The organism is Nocardioides pakistanensis (assembly GCF_054781215.1).
This window is the reverse complement of sequence record NZ_BAAGUV010000034.1, coordinates 133,207-149,119: the sequence shown is the minus strand read 5'-3', so window position 1 is coordinate 149,119 and position 15,913 is coordinate 133,207. Positions and strand designations below refer to the sequence as shown.

24 protein-coding genes and 1 tRNA gene are annotated in these 15,913 nt (G+C 70.4%); 18 read left to right on the top strand and 7 right to left on the bottom strand.

The genetic code is table 11. The annotated features are described in order from the left end of the window. Positions 1-3: 3 nt before the first annotated feature. Both ACYVIH_RS14205 and ACYVIH_RS14200 read right to left on the bottom strand, forming a co-directional pair. Complete coding sequence (locus ACYVIH_RS14205) at positions 4-1,200, bottom strand: extracellular solute-binding protein (protein ID WP_460870111.1); 1,197 nt, start codon at positions 1,198-1,200, stop codon at positions 4-6. Beyond that, entirely contained in the window at positions 1,197-2,306 is a 1,110-nt protein-coding gene (locus ACYVIH_RS14200) for an ABC transporter ATP-binding protein (RefSeq protein ID WP_460870110.1), read from the bottom strand. Before ACYVIH_RS14200 ends, ACYVIH_RS14205 begins: the two co-directional genes overlap by 4 nt. 151 nt (positions 2,307-2,457) lie before the next feature. Between ACYVIH_RS14200 and ACYVIH_RS14195 the strand changes: the two genes are divergently transcribed. Together ACYVIH_RS14195 and ACYVIH_RS14190 are read left to right on the top strand one after the other, a co-directional pair. Continuing rightward, positions 2,458-3,204: a FadR/GntR family transcriptional regulator gene (locus ACYVIH_RS14195; protein WP_460870109.1), complete on the top strand. Its 747-nt coding sequence runs from the start codon at positions 2,458-2,460 to the stop codon at positions 3,202-3,204. 43 nt (positions 3,205-3,247) lie between these two features. Next, the gene (locus tag ACYVIH_RS14190) at positions 3,248-3,919 is read left to right on the top strand and encodes a cache domain-containing protein (protein WP_460870108.1); all 672 of its coding nucleotides are present in this window, start codon (positions 3,248-3,250) and stop codon (positions 3,917-3,919) included. A 1-nt stretch (position 3,920) separates the two neighbouring features. Here the strand turns inward: ACYVIH_RS14190 and ACYVIH_RS14185 are convergent, their stop codons facing one another. Further along, entirely contained in the window at positions 3,921-4,670 is a 750-nt protein-coding gene (locus tag ACYVIH_RS14185) for a PIG-L deacetylase family protein (protein ID WP_460870107.1), read from the bottom strand. Positions 4,671-4,807: 137 nt separating this feature from the next. Here ACYVIH_RS14185 and ACYVIH_RS14180 point away from each other — a divergent pair. Continuing rightward, positions 4,808-4,881 (top strand) — tRNA-Ile (locus ACYVIH_RS14180). Between the two features lie 100 nt (positions 4,882-4,981). Here ACYVIH_RS14180 and ACYVIH_RS14175 read toward each other — a convergent pair. Then, positions 4,982-6,175 (bottom strand): tyrosine-type recombinase/integrase, encoded by a 1,194-nt coding sequence (locus ACYVIH_RS14175; RefSeq protein WP_460870106.1) that lies wholly within the window; start codon positions 6,173-6,175, stop codon positions 4,982-4,984. Then, positions 6,172-6,819: a hypothetical protein gene (locus ACYVIH_RS14170; protein ID WP_460870105.1), complete on the bottom strand. Its 648-nt coding sequence runs from the start codon at positions 6,817-6,819 to the stop codon at positions 6,172-6,174. The genes ACYVIH_RS14175 and ACYVIH_RS14170 overlap by 4 nt, the downstream gene beginning before the upstream one ends. 126 nt (positions 6,820-6,945) lie before the next feature. Between ACYVIH_RS14170 and ACYVIH_RS14165 the strand changes: the two genes are divergently transcribed. Genes ACYVIH_RS14165 through ACYVIH_RS14130 form a run of 8 tightly spaced genes read left to right on the top strand, consistent with a single transcriptional unit; the run spans position 6,946 to position 9,765 of the window. Then, positions 6,946-7,188 carry a helix-turn-helix domain-containing protein gene (locus ACYVIH_RS14165; RefSeq protein ID WP_460870104.1) on the top strand — a complete coding sequence of 81 codons (243 nt, stop codon included), beginning with the start codon at positions 6,946-6,948 and terminating at the stop codon, positions 7,186-7,188. Next, positions 7,185-7,418, top strand: a complete 234-nt coding sequence (locus ACYVIH_RS14160) for a helix-turn-helix domain-containing protein (protein ID WP_460870103.1) — start codon at positions 7,185-7,187, stop codon at positions 7,416-7,418. The genes ACYVIH_RS14165 and ACYVIH_RS14160 overlap by 4 nt, the downstream gene beginning before the upstream one ends. Further along, positions 7,415-7,642, top strand: a complete 228-nt coding sequence (locus tag ACYVIH_RS14155; protein ID WP_460870102.1) for a helix-turn-helix domain-containing protein — start codon at positions 7,415-7,417, stop codon at positions 7,640-7,642. Before ACYVIH_RS14160 ends, ACYVIH_RS14155 begins: the two co-directional genes overlap by 4 nt. Further along, entirely contained in the window at positions 7,639-8,274 is a 636-nt protein-coding gene (locus tag ACYVIH_RS14150) for a hypothetical protein (protein ID WP_460870101.1), read from the top strand. The genes ACYVIH_RS14155 and ACYVIH_RS14150 overlap by 4 nt, the downstream gene beginning before the upstream one ends. Beyond that, the gene (locus tag ACYVIH_RS14145; RefSeq protein WP_460870100.1) at positions 8,271-8,588 is read left to right on the top strand and encodes a hypothetical protein; all 318 of its coding nucleotides are present in this window, start codon (positions 8,271-8,273) and stop codon (positions 8,586-8,588) included. The genes ACYVIH_RS14150 and ACYVIH_RS14145 overlap by 4 nt, the downstream gene beginning before the upstream one ends. 2 nt (positions 8,589-8,590) lie before the next feature. Beyond that, positions 8,591-8,989 (top strand): single-stranded DNA-binding protein, encoded by a 399-nt coding sequence (locus ACYVIH_RS14140; RefSeq protein WP_460870099.1) that lies wholly within the window; start codon positions 8,591-8,593, stop codon positions 8,987-8,989. A gap of 3 nt (positions 8,990-8,992) precedes the next feature. Then, positions 8,993-9,256, top strand: coding sequence for a hypothetical protein (locus ACYVIH_RS14135; RefSeq protein ID WP_460870098.1), 264 nt, complete (start codon positions 8,993-8,995; stop codon positions 9,254-9,256). Next, positions 9,253-9,765, top strand: a complete 513-nt coding sequence (locus ACYVIH_RS14130; RefSeq protein ID WP_460870097.1) for a hypothetical protein — start codon at positions 9,253-9,255, stop codon at positions 9,763-9,765. The genes ACYVIH_RS14135 and ACYVIH_RS14130 overlap by 4 nt, the downstream gene beginning before the upstream one ends. Before the next feature lie 4 nt (positions 9,766-9,769). On the opposite strand, the gene ACYVIH_RS14125 is transcribed toward ACYVIH_RS14130, so the two are convergent. Continuing rightward, positions 9,770-10,216, bottom strand: coding sequence for a hypothetical protein (locus ACYVIH_RS14125; protein WP_460870096.1), 447 nt, complete (start codon positions 10,214-10,216; stop codon positions 9,770-9,772). A 15-nt stretch (positions 10,217-10,231) separates the two neighbouring features. Between ACYVIH_RS14125 and ACYVIH_RS14120 the strand changes: the two genes are divergently transcribed. Genes ACYVIH_RS14120 through ACYVIH_RS14100 form a run of 5 tightly spaced genes read left to right on the top strand, consistent with a single transcriptional unit; the run spans position 10,232 to position 13,416 of the window. Beyond that, complete coding sequence (locus ACYVIH_RS14120; RefSeq protein ID WP_460870095.1) at positions 10,232-11,770, top strand: terminase large subunit domain-containing protein; 1,539 nt, start codon at positions 10,232-10,234, stop codon at positions 11,768-11,770. A 19-nt stretch (positions 11,771-11,789) separates the two neighbouring features. Continuing rightward, positions 11,790-12,056 (top strand): hypothetical protein, encoded by a 267-nt coding sequence (locus tag ACYVIH_RS14115; RefSeq protein WP_460870094.1) that lies wholly within the window; start codon positions 11,790-11,792, stop codon positions 12,054-12,056. 50 nt (positions 12,057-12,106) lie between these two features. After that, positions 12,107-12,814: a hypothetical protein gene (locus tag ACYVIH_RS14110; protein ID WP_460870093.1), complete on the top strand. Its 708-nt coding sequence runs from the start codon at positions 12,107-12,109 to the stop codon at positions 12,812-12,814. A gap of 14 nt (positions 12,815-12,828) precedes the next feature. Continuing rightward, complete coding sequence (locus ACYVIH_RS14105; protein ID WP_460870091.1) at positions 12,829-13,152, top strand: hypothetical protein; 324 nt, start codon at positions 12,829-12,831, stop codon at positions 13,150-13,152. Between the two features lie 3 nt (positions 13,153-13,155). Continuing rightward, the gene (locus ACYVIH_RS14100; protein WP_460870090.1) at positions 13,156-13,416 is read left to right on the top strand and encodes a WhiB family transcriptional regulator; all 261 of its coding nucleotides are present in this window, start codon (positions 13,156-13,158) and stop codon (positions 13,414-13,416) included. Positions 13,417-13,515: 99 nt separating this feature from the next. On the opposite strand, the gene ACYVIH_RS14095 is transcribed toward ACYVIH_RS14100, so the two are convergent. Beyond that, positions 13,516-13,848 carry a hypothetical protein gene (locus ACYVIH_RS14095; protein ID WP_460870089.1) on the bottom strand — a complete coding sequence of 111 codons (333 nt, stop codon included), beginning with the start codon at positions 13,846-13,848 and terminating at the stop codon, positions 13,516-13,518. Positions 13,849-14,228: 380 nt separating this feature from the next. Here ACYVIH_RS14095 and ACYVIH_RS14090 point away from each other — a divergent pair, with 380 nt between their 5' ends. Both ACYVIH_RS14090 and ACYVIH_RS14085 read left to right on the top strand, forming a co-directional pair. Continuing rightward, a complete protein-coding gene (locus ACYVIH_RS14090) occupies positions 14,229-14,765 on the top strand; it encodes a PDDEXK family nuclease (protein WP_460870088.1) in 537 nt (178 codons plus the stop codon). Positions 14,766-14,823: 58 nt separating this feature from the next. Beyond that, the gene (locus ACYVIH_RS14085) at positions 14,824-15,909 is read left to right on the top strand and encodes a DNA adenine methylase (protein WP_460870087.1); all 1,086 of its coding nucleotides are present in this window, start codon (positions 14,824-14,826) and stop codon (positions 15,907-15,909) included. The last annotated feature ends 4 nt before the right edge of the window (positions 15,910-15,913 follow it).

Here is a 15,913-nt window from a genome sequence, read left to right as displayed (position 1 = left end):
GGGTCAGCCCTTGATCTCTGTCCAGGCCTGCGTCCACTGGGAGTAGTCGGTGCACTCGACGTCCTCGCGGCCGTCCAGGCACTCCTTGACCGGGGTCCGCCAGTACCAGAGCTGGTCGGAGTAGGACTCGTCCCCGGCGTGGAAGATCTCGCAGTGGTCGGGGTTCTCGGTCTCGGCGCAGGCGGCCTCGCTGTTCGGCGCCTCGCCGAAGTACTCGGTGGCCTGGGCGTTGGCCTCGGGGCTGACGATGTGGTTCATCCAGGCGTAGGCGCAGTTCACGTTCTCCGACTGCGAGGACAGCATCCACGTGTCGTTCCACGCGGTCGCTCCCTCCTCGGGCAGCACGGCCTTGATGTTCGGCTTGTCGATCGCGTTCACGATCACCTGCCACGTCGTACCGATCACGCTGTCGCCGGTCTGGAAGGCCTGGATCTCCTTGAGGTAGTCCGACCAGTACTCACCGACGTACTCACGCTGGGTCTTCAGCAGCTCCACCGCAGCGTCGAGCTGCTCCTGGTCCAGCGCGTAGGGGTTCTCGATGCCGAGGTCGGGCTGGGTCTTCATCAGGTACAGCGCCGCGTCCGCGATGTAGATCGGCGAGTCGTAGGCGGTGACCTTGCCCTGGTACTCGTCCATCTCCGACGGCTCGAAGACCGCACCCCACGAGCTCGGCTCGTCGACCACATCGGCGTTGTACATCAGCAGGTTCGCGCCGTACCCGTGCGGGATGCCGTAGTTCACCCCGTCCACGGTGTTCCACTCGGTGTCCTTGAGGAAGTCGAAGATCCCCTCGTAGTTCTCGACCAGGTCGGTGTTCACCGGCGCGGCGTCGCCGCTGGCGATCAGCCGCAGGGAGAGGTCGCCGGAGGCGGCGATCACGTCGTACTCACCGGTCTTGGCCAGGTTCAGCGCCTCGTCGGAGGTGCCGTAGACCTTGCTGGTCACCTGGCAGCCGGTCTCCTCCTCGAAGGAGCTGACCCAGTCGACGGCCGGGTCGTTGCTGCCGTCCTCGACGTAGCCGGGCCAGGCCAGGATCGACACCTGGCCTTCGTACTCGCCGAGCTCCTGGAGCGCCTCGCCGCCGCCGTCACCCCCGCCGCCGTCGTCGCCGCCGCCACAGGCGGAGAGCGCAAGGAGGGAGCCTGCGGCGAACGCCGCCGCCACGGCGCGGCGACCGCGCCCGTTCATCGTGTGCTTCATCGGTTCTCCATCTCGAAGGGGGGAGTGGACAGGGGCGTCTCCGGCTCCGTCGACTCCTCGGTGAGCGGGACGAGGTCGTCGGTGGACCAGGCGGCGACGACGCTGTCGCCGCGCTGCTCGGACTCGGCGTGGCTGCCCGTGCTCTGCTCGAGCACGACCAACGGCGTGCCGTCGGCGAGCCGCACGTGGATGCGATGCCCGGTGCCGAGGTAGATCGCCTCGGTGATCTCGCCGGCGACGCGGATCACGCTGTCGCCGGAGGCCGGTACCTGCCCCGCGGAGGCGGGGGAGAGGGTGATCTTCTCGGGACGCAGGGCGTGGCTGCCGCCGCGGCCGAGCAGACGGCGCGAGGTGGCGTCGTCGAAGATGTTGGAGGTGCCCACGAACGAGGCGACGTACGGCGTCTCCGGTCGCTCGTAGACCTCGGCCGGCGTCCCGAGCTGCACGATCCGGCCCTCGCTGAACACCGCGATCCGGTCGCTCAGCGTCAGCGCCTCCTCCTGGTCGTGGGTGACGAAGACGAACGTGATGCCTAGCTCGCGCTGGAGCTGCTTCAGCTCGACCTGCATCTGCTCGCGCAACTTGAGGTCGAGGGCACCGAGGGGCTCGTCGAGGAGCAGCACCTTCGGTCGTACGACGATCGACCGGGCCAGCGCCACACGCTGCCGCTGCCCGCCGGAGAGCTGGTTGGGTCGCCGCGCCGCGAGATGTCCGAGCCGGACCGTCTCGAGCGCTTCCCGAGCGAGGGCGTGCCGCTTGCTCTTGCCGACCTTGCGGACCCGGAGGCCGTAGGCAACGTTGTCGAGGACGTTCATGTGCGGGAACAACGCGTAGTCCTGGAACACGGTGTTGACGTTGCGGTCGAACGGCGCGGTGTCGGTGACGTCCTCGCCGTCGAGCTCGATCCGCCCCTCGCTGGCAGTCTCGAACCCGGCGATCAACCGCAGCACGGTGGTCTTGCCCGAGCCGGACGGGCCGAGCATCGAGAAGAACTCCCCGTCGAGGATGTCCAGGTCGAGGCGGTCGACCGCGGTGACGTCGCCGTAGCGCTTGGTCACCGAGCGCAGCGAGATCGCGGTCGGTTGCGGCTCGGGCAGGGCAGTCATCGGCGTCCTTGTCTCGTCGGCGGCCGTCGGCGCGGGGTGCGACGTGGGTCACAGTGCGGATAACATATAGAAGCAGAGGTTAAAGGTCTAGGCCTTCCGGGCTACAGTCCTGCAACGCGTCTCGAAAACGGACGATCGGGGAGGAATGTCGATGGGGAGGGCCACCCGCCACGCCTCGCGCGCCCGTTCGGCGGTGTTCGCCCCGCTCGGCGACCCCGGCCGGGCCGCCCGGGTGGAGCAGCGACTGGCGGAGGCGATCCGGGCCGGTCTACTCGCCGACGGGGAGCGGCTGCCCAGCGAGACCGAGCTGGCATCGATGCTCGGAGTGGCGACCGTGACCGCCAGGGAGGCGCTCGTCGCGCTCCGCGCGCAGGGGCTGGTCACGACGGTGCGGGGCCGCGGCGGCGGCAGCTTCGTCACCCGACCCAAGCACCCTGACGAGAACCTGCTCAGCAGCCGGCTGGCGGCCATGTCGCGAGTCGAGCTACGCGACCGAGGCACGGTCTACCGGATCATCCTGGCCGGCTGCGCCGAGCTCGCCGCCGAGCGCGCGGACGAGTCCGACGTGCGGGACCTGCGCGACCTCCTGGTGCCCGCCGACGAGCCGGACGTCGCCCGATGGCGCCACGCCGACTCCGAGCTGTTCCTGTCGGTGGCCGCGCTCACCCAGTCCGCCCGGATGACCCGCGAGGTGGTCCGCCTCGAGGCCGACTTCGGTGCGGTGCTCCGGCTGCCGTTCGCCGACCGCGACTTCCGCGATGAGACCGCCGACCGCCACGCCGCACTGGTCCAGGCCATCGAGGCCCGCGACGGTGCCGCCGCCCGCTCGGTGGTGCACCGGCACGTGGACGATGCCATGGCGCGTGTGGTCGAGAGGCATCTCGAGGTGCGACGATGACCGACGGGCCTCACCCCCGCCACCGGCCGAGGAAGTGATCGACATGCCGACGACGACTGCGACCCTGGGTCCCGCACTGGAGCAGGTCAGCGCCCTCTTCGAGGGGCTGTTCGCCGACATCGACCGGATGCGCGCCCGCCTGGAGGACCTCTTCGCCGGCGGCGAGGTCGACGCCGCCGCGGTGCTGACCGTGGTCGAGCCCCCCGCGCGGGCGCTGCTGGACCGTGGGGTGGTGCTCGGAGCCGGCTACGTCGCCGGGCGTGACGCCCTGGTGGACCGCGAGCTGTACCTCGCGTGGTGGCAGGGTGACGACCAGCAGCTGCTCGGCGAGTCCGACGCCCCCGCCAGCGGAGACCCGTTCGACTACACCCGGCGCGAGTGGTTCCGGGTGCCACAGGAGACCGGCCGGCGACACGTGACCGGCCCCTACGTCGACTACGTCTGCACTGACGAGTACGTCGTCACGTGCACCGCCCCGGTCGTCGTCGGCGGCCGCACGGTCGGTGTGGTGGGCGCCGACATCCTCGTCGAGACTCTCGAGAACCTGCTCCTGGGCACGCTCAGCACGGCCGGCGCCACGCTGGTCGGCGACCACGGCCGGACGATGGTCTCGGCCGACCACCGGCTGGCCCCGGGGACCATCTGCGACCTCGACTCGGTCCGGCAGCGGATGGAGTGCCCCGGCCTGCCGCTGTCGCTGGTGGTCCGCGGCTGAGCTAGTCGCCCCACCCCATCGAGAACACCTCGAACGGGGCAGCGTGCCGCACGCCGAGGCGGGTTCCGGTCGCGCGCGACATCCCGGCCAGGAACTCCTCGGGGTCGAAGTCCGCCCAGCCGAGGCCGTCGATGTAGGCCCGGTGCGCCTCCAGCGACGCAACGCCCCGGTCGAAGGTGTCGGTGATGTCGGCGGCGTGTCGCGACTCGGGAGAACCCGCCGCCCAGACCTCGCGGACCCCGCCCCACGGCTCGAGCCCGTTCTCGATGTGCTCGTGGAACACCCACCGGTTGCCCGCGTCGCGGACCGCGTCCAGCGTGGCCCGCCCGGTCGCGATGTGGTCGGCCTGGTTCAACGCCCGGCCGCCCCAGGTGTCGCGGAAGTTGTTGGTCACGACGATGTCGGGGCGGTGCCGTCGTACGACGCCGGCGATCGCGCGACGCAGCGGCACGCCGTACTCCAGGACCCCGTCGACCAGGCCGAGGAACTCCACCTCGTCGACGCCGACGATGCGCGCGGACTCGACCTGCTCGGCCTCGCGCACCTGCCGCGCCTCGTCGGGGTGCATGCCGTCGATCCCGGCCTCTCCGCTGGTGAGCATGCAGTACACGACGCGTTTGCCCTGCCCGGTCCATCGGGCGACCGCGGCCGCGCCGCCGAACTCCATGTCGTCGGGGTGCGCCACCACGCACAGGGCGGTCTGCCAGTCCTCGGCCACGTGCTCGAGGTCCGGTCGCTGCGTCTCGGTCATGGTCCGAGCATGGCAGCGTGCCGTCGGTTCCGACAGGCTGGTCGCGTCGGCTGCGCCCCGCCGTACCGCGCGTGGGGGAGGGGTGTCACGGACGGTAGGCTGCCGTCCGCGCCGGCAGGGACGCCGCCGGCTGTCACGGGGCGGTAGCTCAGTCGGTTAGAGCAGAGGACTCATAATCCTTGGGTCGTGGGTTCGAGTCCCACCCGCCCTACCCTTCTGACCTGCGGAAACGTGGGCCAGGGCCTGTTCCGTTCCGGGGAATGGGGTGTTCGCCCCCCAGTTCGTCCCCCAGTTGGTTCCGGCGTCCCCCATCACGCACCCCCCAGCGCCTTGGTGAACACGTCCACCGCCTGGCCCTGAAGGCCGGGGATGACGTGCCCGTACGTGTCCAGGGTGATCTGCACCGTGGCGTGCCCCAGCCGCTCGGACACCACCTTCACCGGCACCCCGTTGGCCAGGAGGATCGTGGCGTGGGTGTGGCGGAGCCCGTGGAACGTGAGCCGGGGCAGACCCGTCGCCTTCACCAGTCGGTCATGCACGGTGGAGGCCGTGTCCGGGTGGAACAGACCCCCGTCCTCCCGGGTGAACACCAGGCCGTGAGCGGGCCACGCGCCGCCGAGCGCCAGCCGGTCCTGGGCCTGCTGGGCCTTCCACGACTTCAGGACCGCCACCGTCTCCTGGTCCAGGTCCACCCGTCGTCCCTTCCCCGACTTTGGTTCCCCGTGGATCACCTTCATGCCGCCGCCGTTCGGGTCGTCCACCGCCGTGATCGTGTGCCGCACCGACAGGTGGCCCGCGTCCAGGTCCACGTCCTGCCAGCGGAGCCCCACGACCTCACCGCGCCTCATGCCCGTGTACGCCGCCAGCCTCGCCAGCGGGTAGAACCGGGCCTCCTGGGCCTGGACGTGCCCCAGGAACGCACCCAGTTGGTCGGCGGTCCAGTAGCGGAGCGTCACCCCACCGGATCGGCCCTGCTTGGGCCTGGCGTTCCTGGGCAGGTCACGCGCTGGGTTCGTCGTCCGCAGACGCGCCTCCACCGCGTCCGCCAGCGACCGCGACACGGTGGCGTGAATCCGGGCCACCGTGTTCTCCGCCAGCGGCTTCCCCTTCACGCCCTCCTGGCGGAGTCGCCCGTAGAACGCGGCCAGGTCGGCCCCGGTGAGCCGGTCCAGGCGGACGCCACCCAGTTGCGGCACCAGGTAGACCCGGACGTGCCTGGCGTACCCCGTGAGGGTCGTCTCCCTGACTTGGTTCTGGAGGCTGGGGAGCCACCGCCCGGTCAGGAACTGCCCGTACGTCATGGGTTCTGCCGAGGGCTGCCAGGTGCCGTGGTCTTGGGCGTGCAGGGCGTCCCGGAGGGCCTTCCTAGCCGCCGTCTTGGTCTTGTGGGCGGGGAGCCACCGCTCCCGTCGCTTGCCCTCCTGGTCGTAGTAGCGGACCACCGGGTAGTGCTTCCCGTGGCGTTCCTTCACGACCCCACTGGGGCCTCTCCCGTGGTTCGTCATCGCTTCCTCCTGTCGTTAGGGATCAGGTCCAGTTGCCTGGCCTTCCTGACCCAGTTCGCTGCCGTGGTCCGCGCTCTCGCCCTGTCACGCTCCACCCGAGCCGGGATCAGTTGATCCCTGACCGCTGCCGTGGGGTGCCGGTCACCCCGCGCCACCGCGTCGTTGTAGACCCTCGCCACGTCCTCCCAGTGCTCCGGCGGGTAGGAGGCCCGCATGGGCTCCCGGAGGGCCTTGGCGCGTTCCCTGGCCCTCGCCTTGGCCGCCGGGTCCACCGCCAGGGCTTCCGCCCCCACGGCCTCCCAGCGGAGGTTCCGCCGCGTGTTCTCCCGCAACGACTCCCACGGCAGGTCCCGAAGTAGGGCCTTGGTCACCACCGCCAAGGCGTTCCCGTCGATGGGCTCCAGGCCGGTGAACTCCCGGGGCTCCCCACCCACGTAGTAGGTGGTCGTCCCGTCGTCGGATGCCCCCACCTGGCGCAGGTTCGGCGCTGCCCCAGGTCCGCCGTCGTCGCTGGAGTGGAAGGACCGGATATCGACGCCCACCACCTGGGGTGAGCCGTTCACGGGCTGCCACCACAGGGTGACCTCCCAGGGACCCAGGCGGGTGGCCTTCCGCTGGGGCCAGTCAGTGTTGGTCGTGTCCATGCCCCTAGATTACACGGTTCTGTAACGAGCATGTAGGAACGAGCCATGTAGGCGTGGCATCGGACTACACGGCTAAGTGTTCCCAGTGACTACACGAGCCTGTCCGCGCTATGTAACGTCGCTGGCGTGAACGAGACCACGACCGCACCCGACCCCGTGGCCCTGGCGCGGGTCAGGCACCTGGTCACCACCGGCACCGCCAAGCATGTGCGGGTGTCCGCCGGGGTGTCCCAGGTGGAGATAGCCCAGGCCATCGGCGTCACCCACGCCGCCATCAGCAACTGGGAGAACGGCATCCGGAAGCCCAGGGGCCACGCCGCCATCCGCTACCTGGCCGTCCTGGACGGACTCATGGGGAGGCCGTCGTGACCGCGCCCACCGTGGCGGACCTCCGCGCCTGCACGACCGTCACCATCGCCCAAGCCGGGGCCTTCCTGGGCATGAGCACCGCGACCGCCTACCGGGCCGCCGCTGAGGGCACCCTGCCGGTCATCACCGTGGGCAAGACCCGCCGCGTGCCAACGCCGCGCCTCCTGGCCCTGGTGGGCCTGCCGTACGAGCCCCAGGGCGAGCCCGAGCACGCCGGGAGCCCGTCGTGACCAGGAACTGGCGTCAGGCCCCGTACCTGACCCTGGGCGAGGCCGCCGACGTGCTCAGGGTGTCCCGCTCCAAGGCGTACGAGATGGCGCACGCCGGGGACCTCCCCACCCACCCCGACGACCTGGGCCGCCTCCGCGTGAAGCCCGCCGACCTGGAGCCGCTGGTGGCCGCCCTGGAAGCCGAGGCGGACGCCCAGCCCGACCTGTTCGGGAATACCCCGTGAGTCGCCTGGAGCGTGCCCAGCGGGCCATCGGTGAGCGGTGGGACGTGTTCCTGTGGCAGCGCACCGTCCGGCGCGGCGTCCGCCTGGGCAAGGTCACAACCACCGACCACACGGTGGCACTCGCCCTGGCCGAGCACGCAGACCACGGCACCCCTCACGGGGCGCGACCGATGACCTACACGCTGGCCAGGCAACTGGGCATCCACAAGGACACCGTGACGGACTCCCTCCGGAGGTTGGAGCGGGCTGGCCTGGTCGCCACGGTGAAGCGCGGTGGAGGCACCGGGGCCAGCGCCCGTGGGTCACTCCGGGACCTCACCCTGCCCGACTGGGCGCTAGAAGCCGCCGAGGCCGAGGGCCACGAGTCCGACATGTCCACCCTGAACTCACGGCGTCACGACCGTGAGATGCCGAAACTCACGGCGGAACTCACGGTGGAACTCACGGTCCCTGGACCCCCACATACCGAGCCCACCGAGCCAACCACCTCCAGCCCCCCAACCCCCCAGAGGGGGGCACGCCGCCGCCGACGCCCATCCATCGTCCGGGACGCCAACGCCGACCACTGGGCCAACGGCGGTGGATTCAGCAGCGACGACGCGACCACGACCACCAGCGGGAGCACCAGATGAGCAACGACCAGAAGCGCCAACAGAAGCGGGAGACCACCACGCTGCCGCTCACCGTCGTCCCCCTGGACAACGGCTACCGCCTGGCCGAAGGCGTCCAGCCCGACGGCACCACCGCCTACTGGCTCCTGTCCCCCGAAGGCGACGACGCCCCCCAGGGATGCGCCTGCCGCAACTGCGCAGGCCACGAGCACCACAACCCATTCCGCACCATCTGCGGAGCCGCCACCAAGTCCACCGGGAAGCCCTGCCAGGCCAAGGTCCGCGTAGGCGAACGGTGCCCCATCCACCGAGTCACCCACACCAGGAGCAACTGACCATGAGCCTCCCCGCCGTCACCGCCACCGGGCGACTCGCAGCAGACCCCGAACTCCGGTACACCCAGGCAGGCCACGCCGTCGCCTCCCTCCGGATCGCCTGCACCGACCGACGCCGCACACCCTCCGGAGACTGGGAGGACGGAGACACCACCTGGCTGGACGTGACCGCCTGGCGCAACCTGGCCGAGGCCGCCGCCGAGCACCTGACCAAAGGCGACCTGGTGGCCGTCACCGGACGCCTCACTCAGCGGGAGCACAACGGCAAGACCTACCACGGCATCACCGCCGACACCCTCGCCCGTGGACTCCAGACGCCAGGACGACCCGCTCAGCGCACCCAGTCACCCCAACCCCAAGACCCATGGGGCACCCCGACCAAGCCCAGCGACGTGTGGTGACCCATGACCACCACCGAAGCCGCCAGGCACCACGCCGAAGTAGGGCCGTCCGTCAGGCCGTGGGCGGCCTGTCTGCACGGGGGGATGATGCGCGTCTACCTGCGCACCGTGCCGTGGGTGTGGGCCGTGACCGCTGCCGCTGGCCTGCTGACCTGGGACCTGACCGCCGACCGGGCAGAGGACTGGGCATCCCTTCCGGCCCCTGTTTCCGCAGGTCAGGAGGGGTACGTCCCCCAGTCGTCCCCCAGCGGGGAGGTGGCGGAGTGACCGCCGGGCACGACGGCAGGGACACCCCAGCCCCCAACAACCAGCCCGCGTCCGGCCTGCCCGCCCGTGGCTACTCCTGGGAGCCGTTCCAGCCTGGGCACACCCTGTCCCTGAAGCACGGGGCCTACTCGGAGCGCCTGGTGGAGCCCAGGGCGCGGGAGATAGCCCAGGGGATGGCCGACGCCGGGGAACTGCCCGACTACCTGGCCCAGCCCCGCTACCGGGGCGCGGTGATGGACCTGGCCAGGGCGCTGGCCCAGCGTGAACGCCTGGTCACCTGGCTCACCGAGCACGCCACCGAGGGGACGCCGCTGGAGTTGGCGGAGAACGGGGAGGTGCGGGGCGCTGCCGTACTGCTGGAGCGGGTGGAGCGGGCCATCGAGCGGCACCGGGACCGGCTGGGCCTGTCTCCGCTGGCGGCTGCCCGCCTGGGGAAGGACGTGGCCGCGTCGCGGGTGTCTCTGGCTCAGGTGTGGGCGCAGATGGACGCGGAGGACGGGGAGGCGTGATGGGTCAGGTGGTGAGCGTCGCCCAGATGAGGGCGAGGGTGGCGACCGCCAGGACGATGGTGGCGGCTGCCAGGACCTTGGTCCAGCGGACCATGGCGGCGGAGTGGGCGTTCGCTGCCGCCGTGCTCGCCAGCATGTCGAGGTGCCCGAGTTGGCGGAGTAGGCGGTCCTGGTGGCTCAGCCAGCCGTCGAACACTGACGCCGCTACGTCGTACTCCAGTTGCCTGGCCTTGATGGCTACCTGGTCGTGGGTGGCCATGGCTTCTCCGAGTCGGGCGGCGGCTCGGTCTACTCGTTCGGACGACGACTGGGTGCGCTGGGAGGCTCTGTTCAGGAGGTGCTGGAGACGGTCGGCGTCCTGCATGTCTTGGGCGCTGATGACGAACGTGTCGTGTTCGTGGCCCTGGTGGTCGCGGGCGTATGCGTCGAGGTGTCCGTCTCCGTCGTTCATGGCGGTGAGCCTCCCATGACTTCCGTTCAGGTGTCTGGTTCCAGGCTGGCGCGGGCGCGTGACGACCTTGGCACGTTCGCCGCCCTGGTGGGGCATCCGCTGACGCCGTGGCAGGTGGCGGCGCTGGCGCTTCGGCGTCTGTTCACCGTGGTCGTGGGGCCGAGGCAGGTGGGGAAGTCGCGGGCGCTGTCGGTGCTGGCGGTGTGGTGGGCGTTCCGGCGTCCGGGCCAGACGGTGCTGATCGTGTCCGCTGGGGAGCGGTCCTCCAGGCGGCTCCTGGGGCAGGTGCGCCGGGTCCTGGATCATCCGCTGCTGGCCGGGGAGGTGGTGGAGGAGTCCGGGGAGCGGGTGCTGCTGGGGAACGGCTCCCAGATCGTGTCCGTCCCCGCGTCGGAGCGGGCCATCCGTGGGTTCACGGTGGACCTGCTGCTGGTGGACGAGGCGGCGTTCGTGTCGGACGACGTGCTGGAGGGTGCGGCGCTGCCGACGATCACCGCCAGGGAGGCGGAGGGGGCGCGGGTGGTGATGGCCTGCACCGCGTGGGAGGCCAGCGGCTTGTTCTACAGGTTCGCCATGCAGGGGGAGGGCGGCCACGACGACGTGGAGACGTTCCGGTGGCGGCTGGCCGACGCGTCCACCGACAACGGCGGGTGGATCACCCCCGGCTACATCGACCTGATGCGGTCCACGATGGACCCGCTCCGGTGGAGGACGGAGTACGAGTGCGAGTTCGTGCAGGGTGGGGCTGGGTTCTTCTCCCGCGACGACCTGATGGCCGCCGTAGCCCCCTACTGCCTGACGCCGCCCGATGAGGCGGAGGGCGGGACGGTGGTCCTGGGCGCGGACTGGGGTAACCGGATCGACTCCCACGCCGTCACCCTCCTGGGCGTAGTGGACGACTACGGCCTGAACGGTCACCCGGTGTTCTTCCTGCCGTGGCTGGAGACCTCCCAGGCCCGTTACCGGGTGCAAGTGGACCGGGTGGCCCGGGTCGCCAAGGCCGCACCCAGGCGTGGCTGGCGGGGTGGGTTCACCGCCGGGAACACCGGGGTGCCGTTCATCCACCCAGGGACCACGAAGGGCTACCAGGTGGCGCAGGTGCTGTCGGAGACCAACGGCGTGGGCGGACCCGCCACCGAGGCCCTGGAGGACGCCCTGGGCGAGTGGCGCGTCACCCGCGTGAACACCACCCAGGCGTCGAAGGAACTGGCGTTCGGCAGGCTCTTGGACCTGCTCTCCAGCAACGCCCTGGTGCTGCCCGACGAGCCGCAACTACTGCGGGAACTGGCGGGCCTGGAGGCGCAGGCCACCCAGAACGGTGGGGTGCGGATCGCCGCCGCCGGGACAGGCCACGACGACCTGGCGTTGTCGCTGTCGTTCGCGGCGCTGGCGCTCACCCCCGACATGGACACGGGCCGCACGTCGGACCCGACCCGGAGGCCGCCGCCGGAGGACTGGGTGGCCACCCCGAGCGGGCTGACGATCCCCGCCCACCCGAGGCCCGTCTGGGGTGGCTTCCACTCGACCCGCCACTACGTCCACATCACCAACTGATTCAGGAGAACGAAACGACATGAGCACGACGACCGCGACGACTGTCCTGGCCGACTGGCTGGAGGGGGAACTGGCCGTCACCCGGGCCGTCCTGGAACGTGCCGTGGCCCGCTCGGAGGCCCTGGCGGGGCTCCTGGCGTTCGTCCGGGACGCCGAGGCCGACCTGGGGCAACCCGTCACCCCCGACGCTCTGGAGGCCGCCGCCGTGAAGGTCGGAGGGGAACGCCGCCGCGCCGAGGTGGCCGCCCTGGTGGACCAGATGGGCGACCCCCTCCACCTCGCCTGACCGGCCACCCGAGAAGTACCCACAACTACCCACCGAACAGGAGAACACCGATGGCACGAGACCGACTGGCCGCCCTGATCTACCCCGACGTGACCGACTGGCCCGAGTTCACCCACCTGACCGCCCAGCACGCCGACCTCCAGGCCCGCTACCGGGACGCCATGACCGAGGCGGACCGGCTGGACCGCACCAGGGACACCGCCCTGGAGAAGGACCGGGAGGCGTACGCCCAGGCGCTCCTGGACGGCAAGGGCGACCCCGGTCAGAAGCACACCCAGGCGCACGACAAGGCCGCCGCCGACAAGCGACGTGAGGGCGACGCCCTCCGGGTGGCGGTGCAGCGCACCGAGGACGCCATCCAGGACCTCCTGGAGGACCAGGGCACCGACCGGGTGGCCGCCCTGGAGGCGGACGTGGCGGAGGGCCGGAAGAAGGCGCTGGTCCTGCTGGGTGAACTGGCCGACCTCCTGGGTTCCATTCAGGAGACCAACGCCCAGGTGGCGTGGGTGCGGAAGGCGCTCCGCGACGGACGCCCCACCTCCTACAAGGGCGGCAACGCAGGCACCACCGGCTACGTGCAGGGCCTGAAGGGACCCAACGGCTACGACCACACCGTGGCTGACGTGTTCGCCGCCCTGAACCGCGCCCTCCAGCCCCCGGCACCCGTGGAGCCCCGCCGCCCCGGCAGGCACGTCCCACCGGACCAGCAGAACTGGGGACAGGTGGGGGCCGCTCTCACCTCCGGGGGTGGCGTGTGAGCACCAACGGCGACATGAACGGCTGGATTCGGCAGGCCATGACCCCCAAGCACGCCCTGGAGGCGTTCGTGGGCCTCCTGGCAGGCCGAGACCCAGCCGACGACGCGCAGGGCCGCCAGGAGACCGCCCAGGCCGCCCAGCAGGGACAGCAGGGAGGCCAGGGGTCCGGCACCGGCACCCAGGGCCACCAGGAGGGCCAGACCCCGACCAGGCGACGAGTGGACGCCAACGCCGGGGAGGGGAACCGCCCGGAGAACCAGCCCGACGCGGGCGGCACCTCACACCAGGCCATGAACCGGCTCCTGAAGGAGGCCGTGCGGAACAAGGACCGGGGCTGAACCGTGGGCGACTGGCGGGAGCGGGCGGAGTGCCGGAAGTCCCCGCACCCGGACGCCTGGTTCACCGAACGGGTCACCGCTCGGGGCCGGGAGGTGGCGGAGTACGCCCTGGGGTTCTGCCGTCGCTGCCCCGTCCGGGTCGAGTGCCTGGGGGCCGCCCTGGCGCTGGACGTGCGGTTCGGCATCTGGGGTGGCACCACCAGCGCCCAACGCGGCTGGCACGACGACACGCACCGTGCTCAACCTGTCGGCGGTGCCGGGTAGCGTCACCAGCGGATCGGGTCGTGTCGTTCTCCTGGCGCACGAAGGCCCCCGGCGGTTGTCGTTCCCGCCGGGGGCCTTGTCTCGTTCAGGGGTGCAGGTTCAGGGCCATTCCTGGTCGAAGTGGAGTGGGCCGCCGAGCCGTTCCGCCGCTCGCTCCTGCTCCTGCCGGATCGCCTCCTGGAACCGTCCCACTGGGTCGTCGTCGGGGTGGTCGTCGTACGCCATCGCCCAGACCTGGCCAGGGATGAACGGGTCCCACACGCCGCTGGACCCGTTCACCAGGTCGTGGCCTTCCTGGACCGTCACCACGACGCCGACCCGCCACAGGGAGCCCGCCGGTTCCCCCAAGTCCTCCCAGGTGTCCAGGAGTACGCCGGGAGCCTGGTGGGTGGCCAGGAGGCGCACCGAGTGGCCGTGAACGTTGGCCTCCATCACGCCACCCCCCTTCCGTCCCCCAGTTCGCCCCCCAGACGACTGAGAACCAGTGAGAACTGGGGGGCATCGGACACCCCGTTCAGGCCCCGATTCACGCTCAACTGAGCCTGATTGAGACCGGCTGAGAACGCCGATCCTTCACTCATAATCCTTGGGTCGTGGGTTCGAGTCCCACCCGCCCTACCAGGCTTTCTCCCAGGTCAGGACGCATCGCCTCAGCGCTCGCGAAGTGGGCACAGCCTCGAGGGTTCAAGCCCCTGGGCTCAACAGCCGCAGCCCACGTCGTCCGTGCCTGTGTGCCAACGTCTCACGTCTCACCGGATTGACGTCTCGCCGCTGACTGGGGAGACTCCCTCCTCGGGTCAAGGAGGCACGACATGGGTATGGACAGTGCCAGGCTGTCGGCACGCGCGAGACAGCCCGGTCACGACCGGACGTTCCGCGAGTCCGAGCAGAACTTTGTGGCCGCCTTGAACAAGATCCTCGACCCGGACGAGTGGAAGGTCGAGGACCACCCGCGCGACCTGGCCAAGATCATCTCGGGCAGGTACGGCGTCGTGCCGGAGGCGGCGATCACGTTCCTGCCGACCGGGCGCAAGATGTACTTCGAGGTCAAGAAACAGGGCCCTGCGGGCAACGCCGACGAGCGGGCCTGCAAGCACCACACCGTGCAGTTCTACAAGCTGCTGCACGAGCACACCGGCTACGACTACCACCCCTTCGTCACCGTCATGTGCGAGAACCTGGCGTTCGACGACCGGTACACCCTCAAGCACCCGGCGTACTTCGAGGACGGGCACTACTTCTGCTGGGTGAACTACGACCTCGACGCGCTGGCCGACTTCCTCGCCGACCTGGCGACCAGGTGGCTGATGGACACCGAGCCGGAAGCGCCGCAGGAGCTGCCCCAGTAGCGGCCTGGAACGGCGAGGCACGGCCGGATCTGTCGGCGCCCGGACGTAGGGTTCGGTCATGATCAAGTACCTGGGCTCCAAGCGCACGCTGGTGCCTGTCCTGGGAGACATCGCGCAGAGCGTGGAGGCACGCACCGCCGTCGATCTGTTCACCGGCACCACCCGCGTCGCCCAGGAGTTCAAGCGGCGTGGGATCTTCGTCACCGCGACCGACGTCGCCACCTACAGCGAGATCCTCAGCGACTGCTACATCGCCACCGACGCCGACTCCGTCGACCTGCAGGAGCTCGACAACGAGCTGAAGCGTCTCAACTCGCTGCCGGGTGAGCCGGGGTACTTCACCGAGACGTTCTGCGAGGCGTCCAGGTTCTTCCAGCCCAAGAACGGCGCCCGCGTGGACGCGATCCGCCGTGCGCTCGAGGCCGAGCACCGCGGCTCACCGCTGTTCCCGGTGCTGCTGACCAGCCTGATGCTGGCCGCCGACCGGGTCGACTCCACGACCGGGGTGCAGATGGCCTACCTCAAGCAGTGGGCCCCACGGTCGTTCAACGACCTCGAGCTGCGCCGTCCCGAGCTGCTGCCCGGCCCCGGAGCGACGATCCGCGGTGATGCGCTGGCAACGGTCGAGAGCCTCGAGCCGGTGGACCTGATGTACCTCGACCCGCCGTACAACCAGCACCGGTACTTCACCAACTACCACATCTGGGAGACATTGGTGCGGTGGGACGAGCCAGAGCACTACGGCGTCGCCTGCAAGCGCGTTGACAGCCGCGACGACTCGACGAAGAGCCGGTTCAACATGCGGCGCCAGATGGCGCCCGCCCTGGCGGAGGTCATCAACCGCGCCAAGGCGGAGGTCGTGGTCGTCTCCTACAACGACGAGTCGTGGATCACCGCGGAGGAGATGATGCACTCCCTGCGCGAGGCCGGCCACGAGGACGTCCGCCTGGTCGCCTTCGACTCCAAGCGCTACGTGGGTGCGCAGATCGGGATCTTCAACCCGTCGGGGGAGAAGGTCGGTAAGGTCTCCCACCTGCGCAACACCGAGTACGTCTTCATCGCCGGGCCCACGGCCAAGGTCGAGGCGGCGGTGCTCGCCGCGCACGCGAACCCGCGCAGCCAGCAGGACGCCGTGCTGTTCTGAGTTG